Below are 24706 nucleotides of genomic sequence, written 5' to 3'. Positions count from 1 at the left end.
CCCCGCGCGGATAGAACCGTGCGGGGTTTTTTTCCTTTCCGGGGCGGGCGGCGATGCGCCCGCGCGCGCCGCTTACTTCACGCGCATGCCCGGCTTCGCGCCGCTGTGCGGCTCGAGGATGTAGAGGCCCGGCTCGGCCTTCTCGTCGGCGGACGACGCCGCGAGCACCATCCCTTCGGACAGGCCGAACTTCATCTTGCGCGGCGCGAGGTTCGCGACCATCACCGTCAGCTTGCCGACGAGCTGCTCGGGCTGGTACGCGGACTTGATGCCGGAGAACACGTTGCGGGTCTTCTCCTCGCCGACGTCGAGCGTGAGCTGCAGCAGCTTGTCCGAGCCTTCGACCGCCTGGCACGCGACGATCTTCGCGATGCGCAGGTCGATCTTCGCGAAATCGTCGATCGAGATCGGCGCGGCGTCGTCGTCCGCGCCGTTGGCGGCTGCGGCGGGCTTTGCATTCGTCTTTGCGTCGGCCTTCGCAGCTTTCGCAGCCTTCGCGCTGCCGGCTGCATCCGCCGCCGCGCCGCCCTGCGCGGCCTGCAGCGAATCGCGGTTCGCGGCGAGCAGCGCGTCGATCTGCTTCACGTCGACGCGCGTCATCAGGTGCTGGTACGCCTTGATCGGCTGCTCGGACGACAGCGGCTTGGCGGCGTCGGCCCACGTGAGCGGCGCGACGCCGAAGAACGCCTCGACCGCTTCCGCGACACGCGGCATCACCGGCTTCAGCGCGAGCGACAGCAGGCGGAACGCCTCGAGGCTCACGCTGCAGGTTTCATGCAGCGCCACCGCATTGGCCGGATCCTTCGCGAGCTCCCACGGCTTCGCGCCGTCGACGTACGCGTTGACCTCGTCGGCGAGCTCCATCGTCTGGCGCAGCGCGCGCGAGTATTCGCGCGCCTCGTAGTGCGCGGCGATCTGCGGAATCGCGTCGCGCAGCGTCGCGACGAGCGGATGGTTCATCGCGCTGTCCTGCACGCGGCCGTCGAAACGCTTGAGCAGGAAGCCCGCCGCGCGGCTCGCGATGTTCACGTACTTGCCGACGAGATCGCTGTTCACGCGCGCCTGGAAGTCGTCGAGGTTCAGGTCGATGTCTTCCATCGTCGCGTTCAGCTTCGCGGCGAAGTAGTAGCGCAGCCATTCGGGGTTCAGGCCCGTGTCGATGTAGCTCTGCGCGGTGATGAACGTGCCGCGCGACTTCGACATCTTCGCGCCGTCGACCGTCAGGAAGCCGTGCGCGAACACGTTGGTCGGCGTGCGGTGGCCCGAGAACTCGAGCATCGCGGGCCAGAACAGCGTGTGGAAGTACAGGATGTCCTTGCCGATGAAGTGGTACTGCTCGGCGGCCGTGCCCGGGCGGATCCACGCGTCGAAATCGATGCCCTGGCGGTCGCACAGGTTCTTGAAGCTCGCGTAGTAGCCGACCGGCGCGTCGAGCCACACGTAGAAATACTTGCCGGGCGCGCCGGGGATCTCGAAGCCGAAGTACGGCGCGTCGCGCGAGATGTCCCAGTCGGCCAGCTTCGCCTCGCCGGCGTCGCCGAGCCACTCGCGCATCTTGTTGGTCGCCTCCGGCTGCGCGAGGCCGCTCACCCAGTCGCGCAGGAACGTTTCGCAGCGCGGGTCGGACAGGCGGAAGAAGTAGTGCGTCGACGTCTTGCGCACCGGCGTCGCGCCCGACACCACCGAGTACGGGTTCAGCAGCTCGGTCGGCAGGTAGGTCGAGCCGCACACCTCGCAGTTGTCGCCGTACTGGTCCTTCGCATGGCACTTCGGGCACTCGCCCTTGATGAAGCGGTCCGGCAGGAACATTTCCTTGACCGGGTCGTACGCCTGCTCGATCTCGCGCTCGGCGATTAGGCCGTTTTCCTTCAGCGCGAGATAGATCCTCTCGCTCAGCACGCGGTTCTCGTCGGAATCGGTCGAGTAGAAGTTGTCGAACGACACGCCGAAGCTGTCGAAGTCGCGCTTGTGCTCGGTCCAGACGCGGTCGATCAGCTGCTTCGGCGTGACGCCTTCCTTCTCGGCGCGCAGCATGACCGGCGTGCCGTGCGTGTCGTCGGCGCCGATGTAGTAGACCTCATGGCCGTGCATTCGCAACGCCCGCACCCAGATGTCGGTCTGGATGTACTCGACCAGGTGGCCGATGTGGATCTGGCCGTTGGCATACGGCAGCGCGGACGTGACGAGGATCTGGCGGCGGCCTTGCGGCGCGGCGGCCTGCACGGAAGTGAGGTCGGATGCGGACATAGGGTCTGTAGAGGAACGGCGGGAAACCACGGGAAACTGCGATTCTAGCAGGGGCGCGGGCGAGGCAGGCGGGTGGCCGCCGCAGGCCGGGCGGGCAGGGGCCGACAGCATGGACATGCCGTGGCAGGGTGCCGGTTGTTGCGATGCAGCACGTTTTTCGCGGGCAAAAAAAACCGGGGCGGATACGGCCCCGGAGCAACAACGACAAGAGGAGAATGGTGACGCGCCGGCAACACCAGCCGCGTACCGTAAAGACAGACCACGGCTTGCGACAGAAGTTCGAAATTTTTTTCGATTTGTTACTTGCCCCGCCGGACAAGGCGTCCGGCGGGGCTGTGCGAGCGGCGCGCCCGCATATTCCCTTCGCTGTCGCGCGCTTACTGCGCCTGCGCGGCGCGCAGGTAGATCTCGACGCGGCGGTTCTGCGCGCGGCCGGCTTCCGTCGCGTTGTCCGCGATCGGGTTCGACGGGCCCATGCCCTGTGCCGACAGGCGGCCAGCGTTGACGCCGCGCTGCGCGAGCGCGTTCACGACGCTCTGCGCGCGGTTCTGCGACAGCGTCTGGTTGAGCTGCGCCGAGCCCGTGCTGTCGGTGTAGCCGACGACCGACGCGGTCACCTGCGGGTTCTGGTTCAGCGTCGTGGCCAGGTCGTTCAGCAGCGGCGTGAACGCCGGCGTGATCGCGTACTGGTTCGTCGCGAACGTGACCGAGCTCGGCACGTTCAGCTTCAGCGAGCCGTCCGGCTGCTCCGTCACCTGCGTGCCGGTCTGGGCTGCCGACGGCGCCAGCTTGTTCTTGATCGCCTGCCAGTTGTAACCCGTCACGCCGCCGACCAGCGCGCCGACGCCTGCGCCGATCGCCGCGCCCTTGCCGCCGCCCGCCAGCGCACCGATGCCGGCGCCCAGCGCGGCGCCCGCGCCCGTGCCGACGGCCGTGTTGGTGCCTTGCGGCGACGTCGCGCAGCCGGCGAGAACCGCACCGGCCAATACGAAGACGGACAAGCGGGTTGCGATTTTCATGTTCATCTGGGATTCCTCTCTTGGTTGAACGAGTCGACAACGACAACAGGTACGGCTTTCAGGCAGGCCCGCCCGGATCAGGCCGGGCGATCCTGCACGCGCGGCGGTCGCCGCGGCGACCACATGCCCTGCCCCGCAGCGTGGCTGTTCGGGCAGCGCGACGCGTCAGCCTCTACAATATAGGCGGTAAGGGGTCGATTTGGCCCCATGGCGTGCCGCACGCGAAGATTGCGCCGGCTCGCGCGTTCGCGCAATGGCGTGCAACAGATTCTTTCACTTTTCCCGATTTTCGCCGCGTTATTTGATAATTCTTGACGTTTGAGCGCGAAAAGAACGTTTTTCACGGAGTTTCGATGAGCATTGACCGGGCCCTCGTCGACGCCGCGCTCGCGGCAGTCGCTGACCCCAACACGGGCCGCCCGTACGCGGCCGGCAAAGGCGTGCGCAACGTCGCGATCGACGGCGACGCCGTGTCGGTGGACGTCGTGCTCGGCTATCCGGCGAAGAGCCAGCACGACGACGTGCGCGCGCGCGTGAGCGCCGCGCTGAAGGCCGTGCCGGGCGTGCGCGACGCGCGCGTCAACGTGTCGCAGGAGATCGTCGCGCACACCGTGCAGCGCGGCGTGAAATTGTTGCCGAACGTCAAGAACATCGTTGCCGTCGCGTCGGGCAAGGGCGGCGTCGGCAAGAGCACGACCGCCGTCAACCTCGCGCTCGCGCTCGCCGCGGAAGGCGCGTCGGTCGGCATCCTCGATGCGGACATCTACGGCCCGTCGCTGCCGACGATGCTCGGCATCCACGGCCAGCGGCCCGAGTCGCCGGACAACCAGTCGATGAACCCGCTCGTCGGCCACGGCCTGCAGGCGAACTCGATCGGTTTCCTGATCGAGGAAGACAACCCGATGGTGTGGCGCGGCCCGATGGCGACCTCGGCGCTCGAGCAGCTGCTGCGCCAGACCAACTGGCGCGAGCTCGACTACCTGATCGTCGACATGCCGCCGGGCACCGGCGACATCCAGCTGACGCTCGCGCAGCGCGTGCCGGTGACGGGCGCGGTGATCGTCACGACGCCGCAGGACATCGCGCTGCTCGACGCGAAAAAGGGCCTGAAGATGTTCGAGAAGGTCGGCATCCCGATCCTCGGCATCGTCGAGAACATGAGCATCCACATCTGCTCGAACTGCGGCCACGAGGAGCACATCTTCGGCGCGGGCGGCGCCGAGCGGATGTCGAAGGAATACGGCGTGAACGTGCTCGGCAGCCTGCCGCTCGACATCGCGATTCGCGAGCGGGCCGACAGCGGCGCGCCGACGGTCGCGGCCGATCCGGACGGCGCGATCGCGCAGCGTTACCGCGAAATCGCGCGCGGCGTTGCGCTGGCGATTGCCGAGCGCGCGCGCGACATGACGTCGAAGTTTCCGAGCATCGTTGTTCAAAATACGTAAAACCCTTGCGGGGCGGGGCCGGACGCTGTTTACGGCGCCGCGAGGCGCGGTATCATGGCGACTTTTGCAGGGTCCCCTTTGCCCGCCCGGCAGGGCGCCGTGTCAGACGGCCGCCTGCCGGCACGAGGATCGAATGAACGAACGATATTGCGGCGCGCGCGCCGGCAGCGCGAGGCACGCGCTGCTGGCCGCCGCCACGCTGGCCCTCGTGGCCGGCTGTACTTCCTTTTCGTCGACGTACGAAAAGCGCGCCGACGCGCAACTGCAGCCGACGGTCGGCGCGCAGGCGCGCGGCTCGGTGACGCTGGTCGAGCGCCCCGACGGCGTGCAGGTCACCTACAACCTGACGGGCCTGCCGCCGAACAGCGACCACGCGCTGCAGGTGCACGAGCGCGGCGACTGCAACGCGGGCGACGGCTCGAGCGCCGGCCAGGTGTTCTCGCCGGCCGCCGACCGGCTGCGCGCGGGCGTGCGGGTCGCGGGCGATCTCGGCAACATCCATGCGGACGCGAACGGCGTCGCGGCGGGCTTCATCGTCGCGCCCGACCTCGCGCTCGACGGCGTGCGCTCGGCGATCAACCGCGCGGCGCTGGTGCACCGCGACCCGAGCGACCCCGCGTTTGCGCAGCACGGCGCGGGGCCCGCGCTCGCGTGCGGCGTGATCCGCTGAAGGGCGCCGCATGCGTGCGTCCGCGATCGCGTAAAATGTGCGCCTTTCCCGGCCGCCCCGAAGCGGCGGCCCTCGTTTACCGTCACGCAGCGTTTTCTGGCGCCCTGATATGAGCATCAAATCCGACAAGTGGATCCGGCGCATGGCCGAAGAGCACAAGATGATCGAGCCGTTCGTGCCCGATCAGGTTCGTGCGTCCGAGGACGGCCGCAGGATCGTCAGCTACGGGACGTCGAGCTACGGCTACGACATCCGCTGCGCGGACGAATTCAAGATCTTCACGAACATCAACTCGACGATCGTCGATCCGAAGAACTTCGACGAAGGGTCGTTCGTCGATTTCAAGGGCGACGTGTGCATCATCCCGCCGAATTCGTTCGCGCTGGCCCGCACCGTCGAATATTTCCGCATTCCGCGCACCGTGCTGACGGTCTGCCTCGGCAAGTCGACCTATGCGCGCTGCGGGATCATCGTCAACGTGACGCCGTTCGAACCCGAATGGGAAGGCTACGTCACGCTGGAATTCTCGAACACCACGCCGTTGCCCGCGAAGATCTACGCGAACGAAGGCGTCGCCCAGGTGCTCTTCTTCGAGAGCGACGAGGTGTGCGACGTGTCGTACGCGGATCGCGGCGGCAAATATCAAGGGCAACGGGGTGTCACGCTGCCGAAAACCTGATCTGGTTGACTATCCGTCCGACACCGACCAGTTTCCGGGTGACCGCTGCGCGTGACGCGCCGCGGTCGTTTCTTTTTGGAGATTCGCCCATGAAGTTTCGTTTTCCCGTCGTCATCATCGACGAAGATTTCCGCTCCGAGAACATCTCGGGCTCCGGCATCCGGGCGCTGGCCGAAGCGATCGAGAAGGAGGGCGTCGAAGTCCTCGGCCTCACGAGCTACGGCGATCTGACGTCGTTCGCGCAGCAGTCGAGCCGCGCGTCGTGCTTCATCCTGTCGATCGACGACGACGAACTCATGCTCGGCGAAACCGGCCCGGACGGCGAGCTGCCCGAGCTCGCCACCGCGATCATCGAGCTGCGCGCGTTCGTGACCGAAGTGCGCCGCCGCAACGCGGACATCCCGATCTTCCTGTACGGCGAGACGCGCACGTCGCGCCACCTGCCGAACGACATCCTGCGCGAACTGCACGGCTTCATCCATATGTTCGAGGACACGCCGGAGTTCGTCGCGCGCCACATCATCCGCGAGGCGAAGGTCTATCTCGACTCGCTCGCGCCGCCGTTCTTCAAGGAACTCGTCAAGTACGCGGACGAAGGCTCGTACTCGTGGCACTGCCCGGGCCACTCGGGCGGCGTCGCGTTCCTGAAGAACCCGCTCGGCCAGATGTTCCACCAGTTCTTCGGCGAGAACATGCTGCGCGCGGACGTCTGCAACGCGGTGGACGAACTCGGCCAGCTGCTCGACCACACGGGCCCGGTGGCCGCTTCCGAGCGCAACGCGGCGCGCATCTTCAGCGCCGACCACCTGTTCTTCGTGACCAACGGCACGTCGACGTCGAACAAGATCGTCTGGCACGCGACGGTCGCGCCCGGCGACATCGTGCTGGTCGACCGCAACTGCCACAAGTCGATCCTGCACGCGATCACGATGACGGGCGCGATCCCCGTGTTCCTCACGCCGACGCGCAACCACTTCGGCATCATCGGCCCGATCCCGCGCGACGAATTCAAGCCGGAGAACATCCGCAAGAAGATCGAGGCGAACCCGTTCGCGCGCGAGGCGCTGCGCCAGAACCCGGACCTGAAGCCGCGCATCCTGACGATCACGCAGAGCACGTACGACGGCGTCGTCTACAACGTCGAGATGATCAAGGACCTGCTCGGCGACCTGCTCGACACGCTGCACTTCGACGAAGCATGGCTGCCGCACGCGACGTTCCATGACTTCTACCGCGACATGCACGCGATCGGCGACGGCCGGCCGCGCACCGGCGCGCTCGTGTTCGCGACGCACTCGACGCACAAGCTGCTCGCCGGCATCTCGCAGGCGTCGCAGATCGTCGTGCAGGATTCCGAAAATCGCACGTTCGACAAGCACCGCTTCAACGAGGCGTACCTGATGCACACGTCGACGAGCCCGCAGTACGCGATCATCGCGTCGTGCGACGTCGCGGCCGCGATGATGGAGCCGCCGGGCGGCACCGCGCTCGTCGAGGAATCGATCGCCGAGGCGATCGACTTCCGCCGCGCGATGCGCAAGGTCGACGCCGAATACGGCGACGACTGGTTCTTCAGCGTGTGGGGCCCGGAAGACCTCGCGCAGGAAGGCATCGGCTCGCGCGACGACTGGATGCTGAAGCCGAACGACCGCTGGCACGGCTTCGGCCCGCTCGCGGAAGGCTTCAACATGCTCGACCCGATCAAGGCGACGATCATCACGCCGGGGCTCGACGTCGACGGCGAGTTCGGCGAGACCGGCATTCCGGCCGCGATCGTCACGAAGTACCTCGCCGAGCACGGGATCATCGTCGAGAAGACGGGCCTGTACTCGTTCTTCATCATGTTCACGATCGGCATCACGAAGGGCCGCTGGAACTCGATGGTGACCGAGCTGCAGCAGTTCAAGGACGACTACGACAACAACCAGCCGCTGTGGCGCGTGCTGCCGGAATTCGTCGCGCAGCATCCGCGCTACGAGCGCGTCGGCCTGCGTGACCTGTGCACGCAGATCCACGACGTGTATCGCGCGAACGACATCGCGCGCCTGACGACCGAGATGTACCTGTCGGACATGGAGCCCGCGATGAAGCCGTCGGACGCGTTCGCGAAGCTCGCGCACCGCAAGATCGACCGCGTGCCGCTCGACGAGCTCGAAGGCCGCGTGACGAGCATCCTGCTCACGCCGTACCCGCCGGGCATTCCGCTCCTGATCCCGGGCGAGCGCTTCAACAAGACGATCGTCAACTACCTGCGGTTCGCGCGCGACTTCAACGAGCGCTTCCCGGGCTTCCACACCGACATCCACGGCCTCGTCGCGGAAGAGGTGAACGGGCGCGTCGAGTATTTCGTCGACTGCGTGCGCGATTGACGATGAAGCAGACTCGATTCGGGACGATGCGCGCGGCCGCGGCCGCGCTCGTCGCCTGGGCGGCCTGGTCGGGCGCGGCGCATGCGGAAGTCGCGGCGGCCGACCCGAACGACGTGGCGATGCGGCAGTGTCTCGCGCGGCGCGACCGTTCGTCGACGGCCGGGCAGATCCAGTGCATGGGCGAAGCGCAGCAGCAGTGGCAGGCCGTGATGGACGACGCGTACCAGCGCCTGCTGAACGACGCGCCCGGCGACGCGAAGCGCGGCTGGCAGGAGAGCCAGCGGCGCTGGGTCACGTGGCGCAAGGACGAGGCGTATCTGCTGAAGGCCGTGTACGAGACGACGCGCGGCACGATGTACACGATGGCGAGCGCCGACATGCAGCTGCAGCCGGTGCGCGAGCGCGCGCTCGCGCTGCGGGCCGCGGCCGATCGCTATGCGGCGCCGAAGGCGGTGGACAGCGGCGCGTCGGGCGCGGCGGGTGCGGCGGTCGCGGCGACGGGCGGCCCGGCGAATGCATCGAAGAGCGACACGCGCGACCCCGTGCGCCGCATCCGGCCGTGCGAGCAGGACGCTGCGTGCGAGCACGCGCTGTTCGACCTGAATCGCTACTACCAGAAGCTGCGCCGCAAGATGCCCGCGCACTCGGCCGCGACGCTCGTGCATGCGCAGCGCGCGTGGAGCGCCTACCGCGACGCGACGGCGCCGCTCGTCGGCGAGGAAGGGCGGATTGACCTGATCGGCGCGCGCATCGCGACGATGAAGCGCTTGTCGGAGACGGCAGGCAACCGCTGACGCGCGAGGGTGCGCATGGTGTGCCGCTTCTGCGACGGCAATGAAAAACGGGCACCGTGGTGCCCGTTTGCGTTTGGGGCGCGCGCCGGCTCAGCGGCGCAGTGCGTCGGGCAGCCCGAACCAGGTCGGCACGAGCGCGAGCGCGTCGTCGAGCGACGCGAGCACGTGCAGGCTCAGCGTGACGATTTCCGGCGTGGGCGCCTTCAGGTCGGGCACGGTGATGACCGACGCGCCCGCGCCGGCCGCGGACTGCGCGCCGAAGTCGCTGTCCTCGAACGCGACGCACGCATCGGCCGGCACGCCGAGCCGTTCGGCCGCGAGCCGGTAGACGGCCGGGTCGGGCTTGCCGCGCGCGACTTCGTCGCCGCCCGCGATCGCGTGGAAGAACGGCAGCGCGCCGACCGCGTCGAGCCGCGTGCGGATCACGTCGCGCGCGGACGACGACGCGACCGCGCACGGAATGCCGGCCTGCGCGAGCGTGCTGAGCAGCGCGTGCGCGCCGGGCTTCAGCGGAAACTTCGGATGCGGCTCGGGCGCGGCGAGCTGTTCGCGCACGCGCGTGCGTACCGACTGGAACGTGTCGGTATCGCCGATGATGCCGGCGAGGATCACCTGGCCTTCCGCGAACGAGCGGCCGACGATCTGCAGGTAATCGGCGACCGACAGCGCGACGCCATGCGCGTGCGCGACGTCGATCCACGTGTTCATGATCGTCCGCTCGGAATCGATGAGCAGGCCGTCCATGTCGAAGATCGCAGCGGAAAACGTCATGGGAAATCCGTGAGTCCGGGGTGCGCGGCGCACGCAACGGGCGCGGCCGCGCAAACAAAAAACGGACGCCGCAGAGGCGTCCGTCCGAAGTGGCAGGCTTACTTGCCGAGCGCGGCGCGCGCGGCCTTCACGGCGGCGCGCACCTGGTCCGGCGCGGTGCCGCCCGGGTGGTTGCGGCTCGCGACCGAGCCTTCGAGCGTCAGGTAGCCGAACACGTCGTCGCCGATCAGGTGCGCGACGTTCGGCAGTTCCTGCTTCATCTCGTCGAGCGTCAGGTCGGCGAGATCGATGCCGCGATCGTCGCAGATCCGCACCGCGTGCGCGACCGCCTCGTGCGCATCGCGGAACGGCAGGCCGCGCTTCACGAGGTAGTCCGCGAGGTCGGTCGCGGTCGAGAAGCCCTGCAGCGCCGCCGCGCGCATCGCGTCCGGCTTCACGGTGATGCCCGCGACCATCTCGGCGAAGATCCGCAGCGTGTCGGCGACGGTGTCGACCGTGTCGAACAGCGGTTCCTTGTCTTCCTGGTTGTCCTTGTTGTACGCGAGCGGCTGGCCCTTCATCAGCGTGAGGAGCGCCATCAGGTGGCCGTTCACGCGGCCGGTCTTGCCGCGCGCGAGTTCCGGCACGTCCGGGTTCTTCTTCTGCGGCATGATCGAGCTGCCCGTGCAGAAGCGGTCGGCGATGTCGATGAAGCCGACGCGCGGGCTCATCCACAGCACGAGCTCTTCCGAGAAGCGCGACACGTGCGTCATCACCAGTGCCGACGCGGCCGTGAATTCGATCGCGAAGTCGCGATCCGACACCGCGTCGAGCGAGTTCGCGCAGATGCCGTCGAAGCCGAGGGTCTTCGCCACCGCGTGACGGTCGATCGGGTAGCTGGTGCCCGCGAGCGCGGCCGCGCCGAGCGGCAGGCGGTTCACGCGGGTGCGGCAGTCGCGCATGCGCTCGGCATCGCGCGAGAACATCTCGACGTACGCGAGCAGGTGGTGGCCGAACGTGACCGGCTGCGCGACCTGCAGGTGCGTGAAGCCCGGCATGATCGTGTCGGCGTTCTGTTCCGCGAGGTCGATCAGCGCGCCGCGCAGGTCGTTCAGCAGGCCGCCGATGCGGTCGATCTCGCCGCGCAGCCACAGGCGGATGTCGGTCGCGACCTGGTCGTTGCGCGAGCGGCCGGTGTGCAGGCGCTTGCCGGCGTCGCCGATCAGCGCGGTGAGGCGCGCCTCGATGTTCAGGTGGACGTCCTCGAGGTCGAGCTGCCATTCGAATTCGCCGCGCTCGATCTCGCCCTGGATCTGCGCCATCCCGCGTTCGATCGCGGCCAGGTCGTCGGCGCTGATGATCTTCTGCGCCGCGAGCATCTTCGCGTGCGCGAGCGAGCCGGCGATGTCGACGAGCGCGAGACGCTTGTCGAAAAACACCGACGACGTGTAGCGCTTGACCAGCTCCGACATCGGTTCCGAGAAGCGGGCCGACCAGGCCTCGCCCTTTTTGTGCAGTTGGGACGTCATGGCGATTCTTCGAGGGGGTGTTGGGCGGCGTGCGCCGCGAGGAATCCGGGGATTTTAGCATCCGCCGCCGCGCGGCCGGGCGCGCGTCAGCGCAGCGCGCAGGTAAGCGGGCCGATGCGCGGCAGCGTGCCGTCGTCCGGGCGCGTGTACGCGAATTCGACGCCGCAGCGGCGCCCGCCGCCGGAAATCTCCAGATGATTGTCCGCGGCGAGGCCGTCGACGAACGTCAGGCCGTCGTAGCCGACAATCGTGCGCTGGCCGCTTTCCACGTGCACGACGTCGAGGCCGGGCGGCAGCGGCGCGCCGTCCGGCGCGCGCAGCGCGATCGACGCCGCGCGGTAGCGCGTGACCGGAAAGCGCGCGAGCACGCCCGAGCGGGCCTGCGGCACGACGTCGAGCGTGGTATCCGCGAGGCGCGCATCGGCCGGCAGCGTCGTGCCGTCGATCGCGACGCGGTTGTGCTGGTACGCGCTCAGGTCGGGCACCAGCAGGTAGCCGGTGCGATCGGTCTCGCCGATCGGCCGGTTCTGGTGCAGCACCGGCACGCGCCCGGCATCGGTCGACACGAGCGCGAAGCCGTCGTCGATGCGGCGCGACGCCAGCAGCTGGCCGCTCATCAGCACGAGCGCGCCGGTCACGTCGACCGACGCGTCGCGCTGCCCGCCGAACGACTGCCCGAGCAGCGTGACCTGGCCCGCGCGGCCCAGGTATTGCAGCTGCCCCTGGCCGTAGCGCAGCGGGCCGTTCTCGCCGGCCTGCACGTTCCAGCCGAAGCCGCCGTCGTAGTCGGGCGCGCGCGACGCGCTGACCGCGCGCGTCGACTCGCCGTTCTGCCGGCCGATGCTCGCCGCGACCGACGTGTTGTCGCCGAGGCCGATGCTCAGGCTGACGAAGAAGCCGCGCGCGTCGTGCTGCCGGAAATCCTGGAAGGCGCTGACCGTCATCGACGCCCGCATCCCGAAGTTGACCGACCACGCCGCCGAGCCGATCCGCGACGCGCTCGCGCCCGGGTACTTGAGGCCGAGATAGCTGAACGACAGCGTCTGCGCGCGCAGGAACGGGAACGACACCGTCACGCGGTCGCTGACGGTCGCGACCGGCGTGCCTTCGCGCGCGCCGAGGTCGCCGTAGCCGCCGAACGCGCGCAGCGTCTGCGCGTCGACCGAGAAGCGCGGCGTCACGTACTGGTAGCCGAGGCCCGCCTGCGCGCCGGAGAAGCGCCCGGCGCTGACGGCCAGCGACGCGTTGGCGACGCCGCCGCCGCCGATGCGCGCGAGCACGCCCGCGCCGGCGTTGTAGACGCCGCTCGTCGCTTCGGCGTGCGCCTCGGCCGTCAGCCGCTCGGTGACGCCGTAGCGCAGCGATCCGCTCGCGGCCGGCGTGCGCGCATAGTCGAACGCATCCTGGCCGTACGCGCGGCGCAGGAAGCCCGCCTCCACCGAATAGCTGGCGAGGCCGGGCGCGAGCAGGCGCGTGTCGACGTAGAGCGGGATCGACGTGGCGATCGTGCGGCCGAGCGCGTCGCGCGTGATCACCGTCGCGTTGCCGGCGCCGGTGATGCCCGGCACGCTGTTGATCACGAACGGGCCGCCCGGCACGTTGCCGCTGAACTGGCGCACGTTGTTCACGTACAGGTCGACGGCCGACGGCACGACCGCGCTGCCCGACAGCGCCGGCACCGGGAAAGTCACGAGATCGGGGCGCAGGCCGAAGTTGCTGCGCCACTGCACGCCGCCGACGCGCAGCGAGCGGGTCCACGACAGCGACGACGAGATCGTGTCGCCGAACTGGGTCGTCGTGAGCGTGCGCGGGTCGGACATCGCCCACGACGTGTCGTAGCGCATGTAGCGCTGCCCGTCGCGGCGGAAGTAGCCGATGCCGGTGTTGCTGAACACGCCGGCCGGATCGAAGTAGCGCATCTCGGTCCACACCGCGAGCGGCGCATGCGCGGTGGTCTGCGCGTACGCATCGTAGTTCAGCACGATGCCCCGGCCGGACGTCGCGGGCGGCGTGGCGGCGAGGCCGCGCGCGTCGAACGTGTGCGGAATGCGCAGCGCGTCGGGCACGTGCAGGTCGATCGTCTGGCGGCCCGGATCGTAGTCGTAGCGCAGGCCCGCGAGCGCATCGAGCGCGACCGGCGTGTTCGACAGCGGCTGCGCGCGGTCGCCGGTCGCGATGCCGAGGTCGTTCAGGTCGGCCGACGCCGCGAACAGGTGCCCGTCGGCCTGCCGGAAGCGCGCGATCCGGTGGGTCGGCTCGCCGTTGAGCGACACCTCGAGATACAGCGCGCCGGGCTCCGGGGCGGCGGAGGGCGGCAGTTCGGCCGCCGGCTGCGCGCCTGCGGCGCCCGCGCGCAGTGCCAGCGTGAGGGCGGCGAGCCACGCGTAGCGCCTGGCTGGCGTCGTTCGGTTGGCATGTCGCGTCGTCGGCGCGCGCAACGGGGCGGGAGGGGGCTGGCGCCGGGTTCAGCGCGGCGTCAGCCGGGCCTCGATGGGTTGCGTGTTCACCGTCGCGCGGACTTTCACGAACGGTGACGGGCGCGCGTCGAGCTTGAGCGGCCAGCGCCGCACACTGCCGGCCAGCGCGTAGCCGAGCAGCCCGCGCGCGACTTCGTGCGCGTTGCCGTGCGCATCGACGAGCTGCACCGCGGAGAGCTGCGCGCGCCGGCCGCCGAGATTCGCGACCGACAGCCGCAGGCCCTGCTGATCGGCTTCGATGCGCCAGTCGAGCTGCGGCGGGCCGGGCGGCGCGGCGGGCTCGACGAACACGGGCACCGAGTAGCGCACGCGGATCGCGATGCCGTTCTGCGCCGGCGTGCCGGGCGCAGGCAACTCGTCGATCAGCACGCGATAGCTTTCCTCCGTGGCAGGCGTCGCGCGCATAGTGCGCACGAGGCGGATCAGCTGCTCGGCGTTCGCGCCGATCTGCAGCAACGGCGGCGACGCGGCGAGCGAATCGGTCGGAGTCAGCACGTCCTCGCCGTTTTCCTGCGTCCAGCGGAACGTGCGCACCTGGCCGTAGATCGGCTGCACGCCCGAATTGGCGAGCGTGACGCCCGCCGCCGCGACCGACGGCGGCAGCTCGAGCGTTACCGGCGAAATCTGCAGCGTCGCGGCCGGCGCGGTCGCGGCCGACGCGGCGCACAGCGCGGCGGCGAGACGGGAGCGGATCGCCACGGCGCGTCAGAAGTAGACGGTCGCGGTGATGGTGGCCTGGTAGGTGTCCGGCTTCGGGGTGGCTTGCGTCTGCACCTGCCCGTACACGTTGATCGTCTGGGCGGAGCCGTTGCCGGTGCCGCCGACGGTGTCGGTGCCCTGCGTGTTGCCCCAGATCGTCGTGTGGCCGCTGTCCTGGAAGAGCTGGAAGCCGAGCGTCGTGCCCGTATTGCCGCTGGTCGTGCCGGCCATCAGCCGCGCGCTGACCGTCGAGCCGGAGACGCCGCCCGCGTCGAGCCCGACGTTGTACGGCGTCGAGTTGCTGCAGGTGACGGACAGCGTGGTCTGCTGGTTGATCGCGGACGTCAGCACGCCCGAGGTGCCGAATGCGAGCGGGTTCGCGCTGACCGCGCAGTTCGCCTGGATGGTCAGCGTGACGTTGAATTGCGCGGTGGCGGTGCCGTTGGAATAGACGGCGGCGGCGACAGGGCGCCACGCCGGGGTGAGTGCGATGGCCGCCGCGATGGCGGTGGACAGCCCGTGACGCGTGATGGCGTTCATTGTGATGGTCTCCAGCCGTTCAGGGAGTGTCGCCCCGGCCCGCGGTGCCCGAACCGCGTGATGCGCCGCCGTGTCGACGGAACCGCACATTCGTCTGACTAGACTACTCTACGCATTTGGTTGCATGCAATGGTAGAAATGCTGACTGGTTCGCATTGTCTGAACATTGTGCGGGCGGGCGGCTTGATCTGGATCAACGATCGGGGCGGCATGCGGGCCGCCGCCGGAACGGACGCTTTTCTATGGGGAAAACCATGACGGAGCAGCGGGTCGTGCGGGCGTACCGGTATCTGCATCGGGTGGCGTGCTGGCTGCTGGCCGCGCTGCTGTGCGGGCCGTGGCTGTCCGCGTACGCGGACAGCTGCACGGTGAGCGCGCAGACGACGAGCTTCGGCTCGGTCAGCCCGATCACGCAGGCCGCGTACACGACCACCAGCACGGTGGGCGTGACGTGCACGTGGGATACGCTGAGCCTGAACACGACCGCGCTCGTCTGCCTGAATCTCGGCGCCACGAGCCCGCGTGCGATGACGAACGGGGCCAACCAGATGCAGTACGACCTGTACCAGGACAACGGCTATACGCAGGTCTGGGGCGCGGTCGCCAGCGGCACGACGCCGATGTCGGTCACGCTGGCGAAGCCGGGGCTCGGCACGAGCGCGAACGCGACGCTGACCGTCTACGGCCGCATCGCGCCGAACCAGCCGACCGTGCCGAGCGTCAACAACAGCAGCACGCTGTACTCGCAGACGTTCGCCGGGAACCAGGCGTCGTACAGCTACAACTTCGCGCTGCTCGGCATCCAGCTGGTGCCGTGCACGTCGCAGGCGTCGGCGGGCACGTTCGCGTACTCGACGAATGCGACCGTCGTGAACAATTGCTTGATCAATGCGACGAATGTTGCGTTTCCCGCAACGGGCGTGCTGACGTCGGCGCAGACGGCCACCGGCTCGATCAGCGCGCAGTGCACGAACGGCGACGCGTTCCAGATCGCGCTGAACGGCGGCAGCAGCAGCAATGTCGCCGCGCGCACGATGCAGCGCAGCGGCGGCGGGGGCTCGGTCGGCTATCAGCTCTATCGGGACGCCGGCTATACGCAGCCATGGGGCGACGGCACCGGCGGCACGTCGATGGCGACCGGCACCGGCAGCGGGCTCGCGCAGGCCATCACCGTCTACGGGCGCGTGCCGGCCCAGGCCACGCCCGCGCCGGGCGACTACAGCGATACGATCACCGCGACGATCAGCTTCTGAGCCCGAGCCGCGTCACTCGCGCACCAGCACGACGAGCTTCAGGTCCTCGCGGTGCGCGGGCTTCAGCGTGATCTGCTGGTACACGAGCCGGCCTTCGGCCGGGTGGTCGAACTCGCGCTGGCCGCCTTCACGCTCGAACACGTCTTGCGACGCCCAGTACTGCGCGAACGCGTCGCTGCCGGCCGTCAGCGCATCGATCAGCGCGCGGGTCGGCGCATCGCTCAGGTGGCGGATCGAATCGGCGCGGAATTCTGCGGCGAGCCGGCGCGCGCGCGTTTCCCAGTCGACGATCAGCGCGCGCGCGGCCGGCGCCATGAACGTGAAGCGCAGCAGGTTGCGGTCGTGATCGCCGTCGAGCCAGCCCGTGAACAGCGCAGCGGCGGGCGCATTCCATGCGAGCGCGTTCCATTGGCGGTCGAGCACGTACGCGGGCGTCGCGATCGCGGCGACGGTCGCGGCGAGCGTCGGCGGCAGGTCGCCGGCGGCGACGTCGGGTTCGGCCGGGTCGCGCTGCGCGGCCAGCTCGAACAGGTACGCGCGCTCGGCCCGCGACAGCTGCAGCGCGACCGCGATGCGCGCGAGCGCGTCGGCCGACGCGGACACCGGGCGGCCCTGCTCGATCCACGTGTACCAGGTCGGGCTGACCCCGCACAGTTGCGCGACTTCCTCGCGGCGCAGCCCCGGCGTGCGGCGGCGCGGGCCGGGCGGCAGGCCGACGGCCTGCGGCGACAGGCGCTCGCGGTGCGTGCGGATGAAATCGCCGAGCGCGCGGGCGGGCGACGCGTCGAGCGGCGGGGTGGGGGCGGCGGGTGGAAGGCTCATGCGGAAAGCGTCAGGCAGGTGGGTCGAATACCAGAATAACTACTTAACTTGTACTGGTACAGATGCGGGCCTATTGTAGCGGCTCACGCGTCCGCCCGCATCGGCGCGGACGGTCCCCCCACCCGGCTTTGCATGGTGGCCGGAGCAAGCGCTGAAGCGCCGCCTCCGGCCGACCGCTTTGCACGGGACCGGAGCAGACGCTAAAGCGCCAACTCCGGCCGACAAAGGAGAGTGCGATGAAACATCACGATCAGGTCGCCGACGCATTCGGCTCGACGGCCGCAGCCTACCTGACGAGCGCCGTGCACGCGACGGGCGCCGACCTGCAGGCGCTCGCCGACGCGGTGCGCGCGACGCCGGGCGCCGCGGTGCTCGACCTCGGCTGCGGCGCGGGCCATGCGAGCTTCGCGGTCGCGCCGCATGCGCGCGAGGTCACCGCGTACGATCTCGCGCCGCAGATGCTCGCCACCGTCGACGCGGCGGCGCGCGAGCGCGGCTTCGCGAACATCCGCACCTGCCACGGGCCGGCCGAGCGGCTGCCGTTCGAGGCGGCGACCTTCGACTGGATCGTGAGCCGGATGAGCGCGCATCACTGGCACGACGTGCGCGCGGCGCTCGCCGAGATGCGCCGCGTGCTGAAGCCGGGCGGCCGGGTGCTGATGATCGACATCGCGGGCCACGACCATCCGCTGCTCGATACCTACCTGCAAGCGGCGGAAGTGCTGCGCGACGCGTCGCACGTGCGCGACTACCGGGCCGACGAATGGCTCGCGATGTTCCGTGGCGCGGGCTTCGACGCGCAGGTGGCGAGCCGCTGGCGCCTGCCGATCGATTTCGACACGTGGGTCGCGCGGATCCGCACGCCGGCCGACAGCGTGACGGGCATCCGCGCGCTGTGGGCGCACGCGCCCGACGAGGTGCGCAGCCATTACGCGGTGCAGCCGGACGGCTCGTTCGAGCACGATGCGCTGATGATCGACGCGCGCTGACGCGCGCTGACTCGCACTGACGGGCGCTGACGGGCGCTGACGGGCGCTGACGGGCGCTGACGGGCGCTGACGGGCGCTGACGGGCGCTGACAGGCGCTGACAGGCGCTGACGCGCGCACTGCCTGGCGATCCCCGCATCGCGCCAGACGAAAAAAGGCCGCGACACACACGAATGCGTGTCGCGGCCGATGTGTTTCCGGTGCGGCACATGCGCCGCATGCGTCACACCGGGTTCGCGGGTCAGCCGGTGTTGCGCAGGCCGGCGGCGATCCCGTTGATGGTGAGGTGAATCCCGCGCCGCAGCCGCGCGTTGGTGTCGCCCGCGCGGTGCCGCTTGATCAGCTCGACCTGCAGGTGGTTCAGCGGATCGAGATACGGGAAGCGGTTCTTGATCGAGCGCGCGAGCAGCGGGTTGGTCGCGAGCCGCGTGCCGTGGCCGGTGATTTCGGCCAGCGCCTGCGACGTGCGCTCCCACTCGGCGACGATCCGCTCGAACACGTGCTTGCGCAGCTTCTTGTCCGCGACGAGCTGCGCGTAGCGCGACGCGACCGCGAGGTCGGTCTTCGCGAGCACCATGTCCATGTTCGACAGCAGGTTCGAGAAGAACGGCCAGGTCTTGTGCATCTTCTTCAGCAGCGCGAGGCGCTTGGTGCGCTCGGCGTCGTCCTTTGCGCCGTCCAGATACGCGGCCACCGCGCTGCCGAAGCCGTACCAGCCGGTCAGCAGCAGGCGGCACTGGCCCCACGAGAAGCCCCACGGAATCGCGCGCAGATCCTCGATGCGGCGGTGCTTCGGATCCTGCAGCTTGCGCGACGCGGGCCGGCTGCCGATGTTCAGCTCGGCGATCTCGCTGATCGGCGTCGACGAGAAGAAGTAGTCGGTGAAGCCGGGCGTCTCGTAGACGAGCGCGCGGTACGACGCCATGGCCGCATCGGACAGCGTCTGCATCGCCGTCTCGAACGCCGGCAGGTGCGCGGGCGCGTTCGACTGCGGCAGCAGCGACGCCTCGAGCGTCGCGGCGACGACGGTTTCGAGGTTGCGCCGGCCGATTTCCGGGTTCGCGAACTTGCTCGCGATCACCTCGCCCTGTTCGGTCAGGCGGATCTGGCCGTTCACGGTGCCCGGCGGCTGCGACAGGATCGCCTGGTAGGTCGGGCCGCCGCCGCGGCCGACCGTGCCGCCGCGGCCGTGGAACAGCCGCAGCGTGATGCCGCGCTCGCGGAACAGGTCGACGAGCGCGAGTTCGGCGCGATACAGCTCCCAGTTCGACGTGAGGAAGCCGCCGTCCTTGTTGCTGTCCGAGTAGCCGAGCATCACTTCCTGCTCGCCGCCCTGGTGCGCGACCAGCGATTCGACGCCCGGCAGCGCGAAGTACTCGCGCATGATCCGCGACGCATCGCGCAGGTCGGGAATCGTTTCGAACAGCGGGATCACCATCAGGCCGTTGCGCGCGCCGCCGTGCTTCGCGCCGAGCGCGCCTTCGAGCAGGCCGGTTTCCTTCTGCAGCAGCAGCACCTCGACGAGGTCGCTGACCGTCTCGGTGTGCGAGATGATGTAGTTGCGCACCGCGCGCGGCCCGAACTGCGCACGCACCGCGCGCGCCTTCTCGAACACGCCGAGCTCGCTCTGCGCGAGCGCCGAGTACTCGAAGTACGGCAAGCGCAGCGGCCGCGGATCGGCGAGCGCGGCGAGCAGCACGCGCAGCTTGTCTTCCTCGGCGAGCGCCGCGTAGTCGGCTTCGACGCCGGCGCGCGCGAACAGCTCGGCGACCACCGCCTCGTGGATGTCGGAGCTCTGCCGCAGGTCGATGCTCGCCAGGTGGAAACCGAACACCTCGGCCGCGCGCGCGAGCGGCGCGAGGCGCGGCGCGGCGAGCGATGCGCCGTGATGCTCGGCGAGCGATTCCATCAGCACCTTGAGATCGCGCACGAATTCCTCGGAATCGGCATACGGCGTCGCGCGTACCGGCGGCGTGCCGCGCCCGGCGCTGCGCACCGGCACCGTGCCTTCGCCCACGCGCACCCGCGCGCTCGCGGCGAGCCGCGTGTAGATGCCGATCAGCGCGCGGCGGTACGGCTCGTCAACGCGGTGCGGCGACTGGTCCGGCGACGCGGCGGCGAGCGCCTTCACCGCGTCGTTCGCGCCGACCAGCAGGTTCGACACCGACAGCTCGGCGCCCAGCTTGTGCACCTGTTCCAGGTAGTGCTCGAGGATCACCGCGGCCTGGCGGTTGATCGCCTCGTCGAGCGTCGTGGCGGTGACGTTCGGGTTGCCGTCGCGGTCGCCGCCGATCCAGCTGCCCATCTGGAAGAACGCCGGCACGCGGGCGGGCAGGCCGTGCTCGGCCAGCGCGGCCTCGATGTCGCCGTACAGCGCGGGCAGCTCGTCGAGGAACGTCGCGCGGTAGTACGACAGCGCGTTCTCGATCTCGTCGCCGACGGTCAGGCGCGCGTCGCGCAGCATCCGCGTCTGCCACAGCGCGGTCACGCGCGCGCGCAGCATCGATTCGTTGTGCTGGCGTTCGCGCGCGGTCAGCTCCTGGTCGCGCTCGGCGAGCAGCCGCGCGATGTCGTGCTGCGCGTCGAGGATGCTCTTGCGCTGCACTTCGGTCGGGTGCGCGGTCAGCACGGGCACGATCAGCGCGTCGTCGAAGAAGCGCTGCAGCACGCCCTTCGACGCGCCGCCCGCCTGCTTCAGCTGGTCGAGCGCGAACGCGACGGTGCCCGGCTGCGGCGCGGAGCCGGCGAGCGCGTGGATGCGGCGGCGCCGGTTGTGGTGGCGATCCTCGGCGATGTTCGCGAGGTGCGAGAAATAGCTGAACGCGCGCACGACGCTCACCGTCTGCTCGGGCGTCAGCTTGCGCAGCTTCTTCTCGAGCGTCTGCGCGGCGTCGCGGTCGTCCTCGCGGCGGAATTTCACCGCGGTCTGGCGGATCGTCTCGACCACGTCGAACACCGCGTCGCCTTCCTGCTCGCGCACGACGTCGCCGAGCAGGCGGCCGAGGAAGCGGATGTCCTCGAACAGCGGGCGGTCCTTGTCCTCGCGCGTGCGGCCATTCGGCTTCGTCGCCGTGACGGCTGCGCCGGCGGCCTCGGCCGCGCGTTTGGTCTGACGTATCGGGTCTTTCGGTTTGGTTGCCGGTTTCGCACGGCCGTTCGCGGCGGCGGCGACGGAGCCCGTCTGGGCATCGGAGGAGGGCAAGGCAGCATTGCGGCGCGCCGTACGCGCCGATCCGGAAGACTTCACGATGGGTTTCCTTGGGAAAGCTCGAGTGAAAAGGGACTGTGGGCACTGCGGTCCAGCAACCTGCGACTTCTGCGGCACTTCCGCGCATCCGCGCCGCCGCCCGCGCCAGGCGGCGCCGGGGCCGGCTCCGCGCCCCGGCGGGCGCGGGCGTGCGTGCTACCATTGTTCGATCTTCAATCCCGTCCTTCGATGTTCCTGCAATGAATTCCGAGACCCTATCGGCCGGGCCGCGACAGGCACAGCCGCCGGCGACGCTGACGATTGCTTCGCGCGAAAGCCGCCTGGCGATGTGGCAAGCCGAACATGTGCGTGATGCGCTGCGCAAATTATATCCAGCTTGTGACGTGAAAATCCTCGGGATGACGACCCGTGGCGATCAAATTCTCGATCGCACGCTGTCGAAGGTCGGCGGCAAGGGCCTGTTCGTGAAGGAGCTGGAGAACGCGCTCGCCGACGGCCGCGCGGATCTCGCCGTGCATTCGCTGAAGGACGTGCCGATGGCGCTGCCGGACGGCTTCTCGCTCGCGGCGATCATGAGCCGCGAAGACCCGCGCGACGCGTTCGTGTCGAACGACTACGCGTCGCTCGACGCGCTGCCGGCCGGCGCCGTGGTCGGCACGTCGAGCCTGCGCCGCGAGGCGATGCTGCGCGCGCGCTACCCGCACCTGCAGGTGCAGCCGCTGCGCGGCAACCTCGACACGCGGCTCGGCAAGCTCGACCGCGGCGACTACGCGGCGATCATCCTCGCGGCGGCCGGGCTCAAGCGCCTCGGTCTCGAAGCACGCATCCGCGCGCTCATCGACGTCGAGGACAGCCCGCCGGCGGCCGGCCAGGGCGCGCTCGGCATCGAGATCGCCGCGCACCGCGCCGACGTCGCCGCGTGGCTCGCGCCGCTGCACGACCACGACACCGCGCTCGCGGTCGAGGCCGAGCGGATGGTGTCGCGCGCGCTCGGCGGCAGCTGCGAGGTGCCGCTCGCCGCGCACGCGGTGTGGCGCGCGGGCGAGCTGTACCTGACGGGCCGCGTGTCGACCACCGACGGCAAGCGCGTGCTGACGGCCGACGCATGCGCGGCGGCGATGACCGTCGCCGATGCGCTCGCGCTCGGCCGCGCCGTCTCCGACGAGCTGGAAGCGCAGGGCGCGCTCGACATCGTCCACGCGTTGCTCGCCGGCTCGCAGGCCGGCAAGGGCGACGCCTGATGGCGGGCGGCGCACGCGCGTTCACCGCCGTCCTCACGCGCCCGGACGGCCAGTCCGCCGGGCTCGCGGCGCAACTGGCCGAAGCCGGCTGCGACGTCCTCGACTTTCCGCTGATCGACATCGCGCCGCTCGACGATCCCGCGCCGCTCGCCGCCGCGTTCGCGGCGCTCGCCGACTACGCGCTGGTGATCTTCGTGTCGCCGAACGCGATCGACCGCGCGCTCGCGCAGTACGGCGCGATCTGGCCGAACGCGCTGCCGGTCGGCGTCGTCGGCCCGGGCAGCGTCGCCGCGCTCGAGCGTCACGGCATCGCCGCGCCCGCGTACCGGGTGATCGCGCCGCAGGCGCCCGACGACGGCGGCGCGCCGCATTACGATTCCGAAAGCCTGTTCGCGTGCATCGAGGCCGCGTTCGGCGGCGCGGCCGCGCTCGCCGGCCGGCGCGTGCTGATCGTGCGCGGCGACGGCGGCCGCGAATGGCTGGCCGACCGGCTGCGCGAAGCCGGCGCGGACGTTCACCTGGTCGCCGCGTACCGCCGCGTCGTGCCGGAGCCGCGCATCGGCACGTGGGAGCGCGTGCACGCGCTGCTCGGCGGCGAACCGCATGCGTGGCTCGTCACGAGCTCGGAAGGCGTGCGCAACCTGCACGAACTCGCGCACGCGCACCTCACCGAGGCCGAGATCGACGCGTTGAAGCACGCGCCGCTCGTGACGCCGCACCCGCGGATCGAGCAGACCGCGCGGGCATTGGGTTTTGATAGGATTACGCTGACCGGCGCGGGCGATGAGCGCATCGTCCGCGCGTTTCGATCGATGGCCGACGAGGCCGTCCAACCGGCGACAGCCGCACCGGTGATTAAACGCATGACAGATACCAACGATTCCAAGAGCGTCGCTTCCCAGCCGGCCGCTGCATCCGCCGCGCCCGCCAGCCCACCTTTCCGGTCGCCCGAGCCGCCCGCGCGCCGCGGCGGCAGCGCGTTCCTGTGGCTCGTCGTCGTCGTGCTCGGCTGCGCGGCGGGCGTCGGCGGCTATGCGCTGAACCGCAAGGTCGACCGGCTCGACGACACGCTGGTCGCGCGCCAGAAGGCGCTCGACGCGCAGGCCGCCGAGACTCGCCTGAAGACCGAGCAGGCGCTCGCCGGCGCGCATCAGGTCGACACGCAGCTCGCGCAGCTCGACGGCAAGCTCGCCGACGCGCAGAACGCGCAGCAGGCGCTGCAGCAGCAATACCAGGATCTCGCGCGCAACCGCGACGCATGGATGCTCGAGGAAGTCGACCAGATGCTGTCGAGCGCGAGCCAGCAGCTGCAGCTCACCGGCAACACGCAGCTCGCGCTGATCGCGCTGCAGAACGCCGACGCGCGCCTCGCGGCGTCGCAGAGCGCGCAGGCCGTCACGGTGCGCAAGGCGCTCGCGCAGGACATCGAGAAGCTGAAGGCCGCGCCGTCCGCGGATCTCACGGGCCTCGCGATCAAGCTCGACGACGCGATCGCGAAGGTCGACGCGCTGCCGCTCGCCGGCGAGGCGATCGTGCCGCACGCGGCGCCGAAGGCGCCCGCGCCGGCGGACGCCGCGAAGACGGCCGACGCGGCCGGCGAGCCGCGCTGGAAGACGTGGTGGCACGGCTTCTCGGCCGGCATCGGCGAGCAGCTGAAGGGCCTCGTGCAGGTGCGCCGCATCGACAACGCGGACGCGATGCTCGCGTCGCCCGAACAGGGCTACTTCGTGCGCGAGAACGTGAAGCTGCGCCTGCTGACCGCGCGGCTGTCGCTGCTCGCGCGCAACGACGCCGCGATGAAGGCCGACCTGCACGCCGCGCAGGCGTCGCTCGCGAAGTATTTCGACCGGGCGGCGAAGGACACGCAGACCGTCGAGGATCTGCTGAAGCAGGTCGACGGCGCGTCGCTCGCGGTCGCGGTGCCGAACCTGAACACCAGCCTGAACGCCGTTCAGCAGTTCAAGAGCCGGGGGTAA

Annotated in this window: 18 protein-coding genes; 9 read left to right on the top strand and 9 right to left on the bottom strand. The window is 69.8% G+C overall.

Features of this window, described 5'->3' with window-relative positions:
• Window positions 1-72: 72 nt before the first annotated feature.
• Entirely contained in the window at window positions 73-2247 is a 2175-nt protein-coding gene (gene metG, locus HWY45_RS05360) for a methionine--tRNA ligase (RefSeq protein WP_059883978.1), read from the bottom strand.
• A 377-nt stretch (window positions 2248-2624) separates the two neighbouring features.
• A complete protein-coding gene (locus HWY45_RS05355; protein WP_017333872.1) occupies window positions 2625-3272 on the bottom strand; it encodes a YiaD family glycine zipper/OmpA-like lipoprotein in 648 nt (215 codons plus the stop codon).
• A gap of 347 nt (window positions 3273-3619) precedes the next feature.
• On the opposite strand from HWY45_RS05355, the gene apbC reads away from it, so the two are divergent.
• The 5 genes from apbC (at window position 3620) to HWY45_RS05330 (ending at window position 9223) form a co-directional block, all read left to right on the top strand.
• Window positions 3620-4711, top strand: a complete 1092-nt coding sequence (gene apbC, locus HWY45_RS05350) for an iron-sulfur cluster carrier protein ApbC (protein WP_059810733.1) — start codon at window positions 3620-3622, stop codon at window positions 4709-4711.
• 133 nt (window positions 4712-4844) lie between these two features.
• The gene (locus HWY45_RS05345; RefSeq protein ID WP_059564455.1) at window positions 4845-5381 is read left to right on the top strand and encodes a superoxide dismutase family protein; all 537 of its coding nucleotides are present in this window, start codon (window positions 4845-4847) and stop codon (window positions 5379-5381) included.
• A gap of 109 nt (window positions 5382-5490) precedes the next feature.
• Window positions 5491-6060, top strand: a complete 570-nt coding sequence (gene dcd, locus HWY45_RS05340; protein ID WP_006398615.1) for a dCTP deaminase — start codon at window positions 5491-5493, stop codon at window positions 6058-6060.
• A gap of 89 nt (window positions 6061-6149) precedes the next feature.
• Window positions 6150-8429, top strand: a complete 2280-nt coding sequence (locus HWY45_RS05335; RefSeq protein WP_059564456.1) for an arginine/lysine/ornithine decarboxylase — start codon at window positions 6150-6152, stop codon at window positions 8427-8429.
• Window positions 8430-8455: 26 nt separating this feature from the next.
• Complete coding sequence (locus tag HWY45_RS05330; protein ID WP_059884025.1) at window positions 8456-9223, top strand: lysozyme inhibitor LprI family protein; 768 nt, start codon at window positions 8456-8458, stop codon at window positions 9221-9223.
• 90 nt (window positions 9224-9313) lie between these two features.
• On the opposite strand, the gene HWY45_RS05325 is transcribed toward HWY45_RS05330, so the two are convergent.
• The 5 genes from HWY45_RS05325 to HWY45_RS05305 all read right to left on the bottom strand — a co-directional run bounded on the left by HWY45_RS05325 (window position 9314) and on the right by HWY45_RS05305 (window position 15218).
• Window positions 9314-9994, bottom strand: a complete 681-nt coding sequence (locus tag HWY45_RS05325; protein WP_059564457.1) for an HAD family hydrolase — start codon at window positions 9992-9994, stop codon at window positions 9314-9316.
• A 98-nt stretch (window positions 9995-10092) separates the two neighbouring features.
• Window positions 10093-11502, bottom strand: a complete 1410-nt coding sequence (gene argH, locus HWY45_RS05320; RefSeq protein ID WP_059564458.1) for an argininosuccinate lyase — start codon at window positions 11500-11502, stop codon at window positions 10093-10095.
• An 86-nt stretch (window positions 11503-11588) separates the two neighbouring features.
• Window positions 11589-13940, bottom strand: a complete 2352-nt coding sequence (locus HWY45_RS05315) for a fimbria/pilus outer membrane usher protein (protein ID WP_059810734.1) — start codon at window positions 13938-13940, stop codon at window positions 11589-11591.
• A 27-nt stretch (window positions 13941-13967) separates the two neighbouring features.
• Window positions 13968-14678, bottom strand: coding sequence for a fimbrial biogenesis chaperone (locus tag HWY45_RS05310; RefSeq protein WP_059883977.1), 711 nt, complete (start codon window positions 14676-14678; stop codon window positions 13968-13970).
• Window positions 14679-14684: 6 nt separating this feature from the next.
• Window positions 14685-15218: a Csu type fimbrial protein gene (locus tag HWY45_RS05305; protein ID WP_059883976.1), complete on the bottom strand. Its 534-nt coding sequence runs from the start codon at window positions 15216-15218 to the stop codon at window positions 14685-14687.
• Between the two features lie 254 nt (window positions 15219-15472).
• Here HWY45_RS05305 and HWY45_RS05300 point away from each other — a divergent pair, with 254 nt between their 5' ends.
• Window positions 15473-16471 carry a Csu type fimbrial protein gene (locus HWY45_RS05300; RefSeq protein ID WP_059883975.1) on the top strand — a complete coding sequence of 333 codons (999 nt, stop codon included), beginning with the start codon at window positions 15473-15475 and terminating at the stop codon, window positions 16469-16471.
• A 12-nt stretch (window positions 16472-16483) separates the two neighbouring features.
• On the opposite strand, the gene HWY45_RS05295 is transcribed toward HWY45_RS05300, so the two are convergent.
• On the bottom strand, window positions 16484-17293 hold the full coding sequence (locus HWY45_RS05295) for a helix-turn-helix transcriptional regulator (protein WP_017333861.1): 810 nt from the start codon (window positions 17291-17293) through the stop codon (window positions 16484-16486).
• A 236-nt stretch (window positions 17294-17529) separates the two neighbouring features.
• On the opposite strand from HWY45_RS05295, the gene HWY45_RS05290 reads away from it, so the two are divergent.
• A complete protein-coding gene (locus tag HWY45_RS05290; RefSeq protein WP_059883974.1) occupies window positions 17530-18282 on the top strand; it encodes a class I SAM-dependent methyltransferase in 753 nt (250 codons plus the stop codon).
• Window positions 18283-18522: 240 nt separating this feature from the next.
• On the opposite strand, the gene ppc is transcribed toward HWY45_RS05290, so the two are convergent.
• The gene (gene ppc, locus HWY45_RS05285; protein WP_059883973.1) at window positions 18523-21528 is read right to left on the bottom strand and encodes a phosphoenolpyruvate carboxylase; all 3006 of its coding nucleotides are present in this window, start codon (window positions 21526-21528) and stop codon (window positions 18523-18525) included.
• 200 nt (window positions 21529-21728) lie between these two features.
• Here ppc and hemC point away from each other — a divergent pair, with 200 nt between their 5' ends.
• Window positions 21729-22730 carry a hydroxymethylbilane synthase gene (gene hemC / locus HWY45_RS05280; protein WP_059883972.1) on the top strand — a complete coding sequence of 334 codons (1002 nt, stop codon included), beginning with the start codon at window positions 21729-21731 and terminating at the stop codon, window positions 22728-22730.
• On the top strand, window positions 22730-24706 hold the full coding sequence (gene hemDX / locus HWY45_RS05275; RefSeq protein WP_059883971.1) for a fused uroporphyrinogen-III synthase HemD/membrane protein HemX: 1977 nt from the start codon (window positions 22730-22732) through the stop codon (window positions 24704-24706). The genes hemC and hemDX overlap by 1 nt, the downstream gene beginning before the upstream one ends.

This window comes from Burkholderia stagnalis (assembly GCF_902830275.1).
Classification (GTDB): domain Bacteria; phylum Pseudomonadota; class Gammaproteobacteria; order Burkholderiales; family Burkholderiaceae; genus Burkholderia; species Burkholderia stagnalis.
Note: the sequence above shows the minus strand (reverse complement) of the source record. Positions and strands in the feature narration are given on the sequence as shown.

Excerpts from the sequence above, each read along its gene's own strand:
- metG (WP_059883978.1), bottom strand. The coding sequence starts at position 2,247 with ATGTCCGCATCCGACCTCACTTCCGTGCAGGCCGCCGCGCCGCAAGGC.
- HWY45_RS05355 (WP_017333872.1), bottom strand. The coding sequence starts at position 3,272 with ATGAACATGAAAATCGCAACCCGCTTGTCCGTCTTCGTATTGGCCGGT.
- apbC (WP_059810733.1), top strand. The coding sequence starts at position 3,620 with ATGAGCATTGACCGGGCCCTCGTCGACGCCGCGCTCGCGGCAGTCGCT.
- HWY45_RS05345 (WP_059564455.1), top strand. The coding sequence starts at position 4,845 with ATGAACGAACGATATTGCGGCGCGCGCGCCGGCAGCGCGAGGCACGCG.
- dcd (WP_006398615.1), top strand. The coding sequence starts at position 5,491 with ATGAGCATCAAATCCGACAAGTGGATCCGGCGCATGGCCGAAGAGCAC.
- HWY45_RS05335 (WP_059564456.1), top strand. The coding sequence starts at position 6,150 with ATGAAGTTTCGTTTTCCCGTCGTCATCATCGACGAAGATTTCCGCTCC.
- HWY45_RS05330 (WP_059884025.1), top strand. The coding sequence starts at position 8,456 with ATGCGCGCGGCCGCGGCCGCGCTCGTCGCCTGGGCGGCCTGGTCGGGC.
- HWY45_RS05325 (WP_059564457.1), bottom strand. The coding sequence starts at position 9,994 with ATGACGTTTTCCGCTGCGATCTTCGACATGGACGGCCTGCTCATCGAT.
- argH (WP_059564458.1), bottom strand. The coding sequence starts at position 11,502 with ATGACGTCCCAACTGCACAAAAAGGGCGAGGCCTGGTCGGCCCGCTTC.
- HWY45_RS05305 (WP_059883976.1), bottom strand. The coding sequence starts at position 15,218 with ATGAACGCCATCACGCGTCACGGGCTGTCCACCGCCATCGCGGCGGCC.
- HWY45_RS05300 (WP_059883975.1), top strand. The coding sequence starts at position 15,473 with ATGACGGAGCAGCGGGTCGTGCGGGCGTACCGGTATCTGCATCGGGTG.
- HWY45_RS05295 (WP_017333861.1), bottom strand. The coding sequence starts at position 17,293 with ATGAGCCTTCCACCCGCCGCCCCCACCCCGCCGCTCGACGCGTCGCCC.
- HWY45_RS05290 (WP_059883974.1), top strand. The coding sequence starts at position 17,530 with ATGAAACATCACGATCAGGTCGCCGACGCATTCGGCTCGACGGCCGCA.
- hemC (WP_059883972.1), top strand. The coding sequence starts at position 21,729 with ATGAATTCCGAGACCCTATCGGCCGGGCCGCGACAGGCACAGCCGCCG.
- hemDX (WP_059883971.1), top strand. The coding sequence starts at position 22,730 with ATGGCGGGCGGCGCACGCGCGTTCACCGCCGTCCTCACGCGCCCGGAC.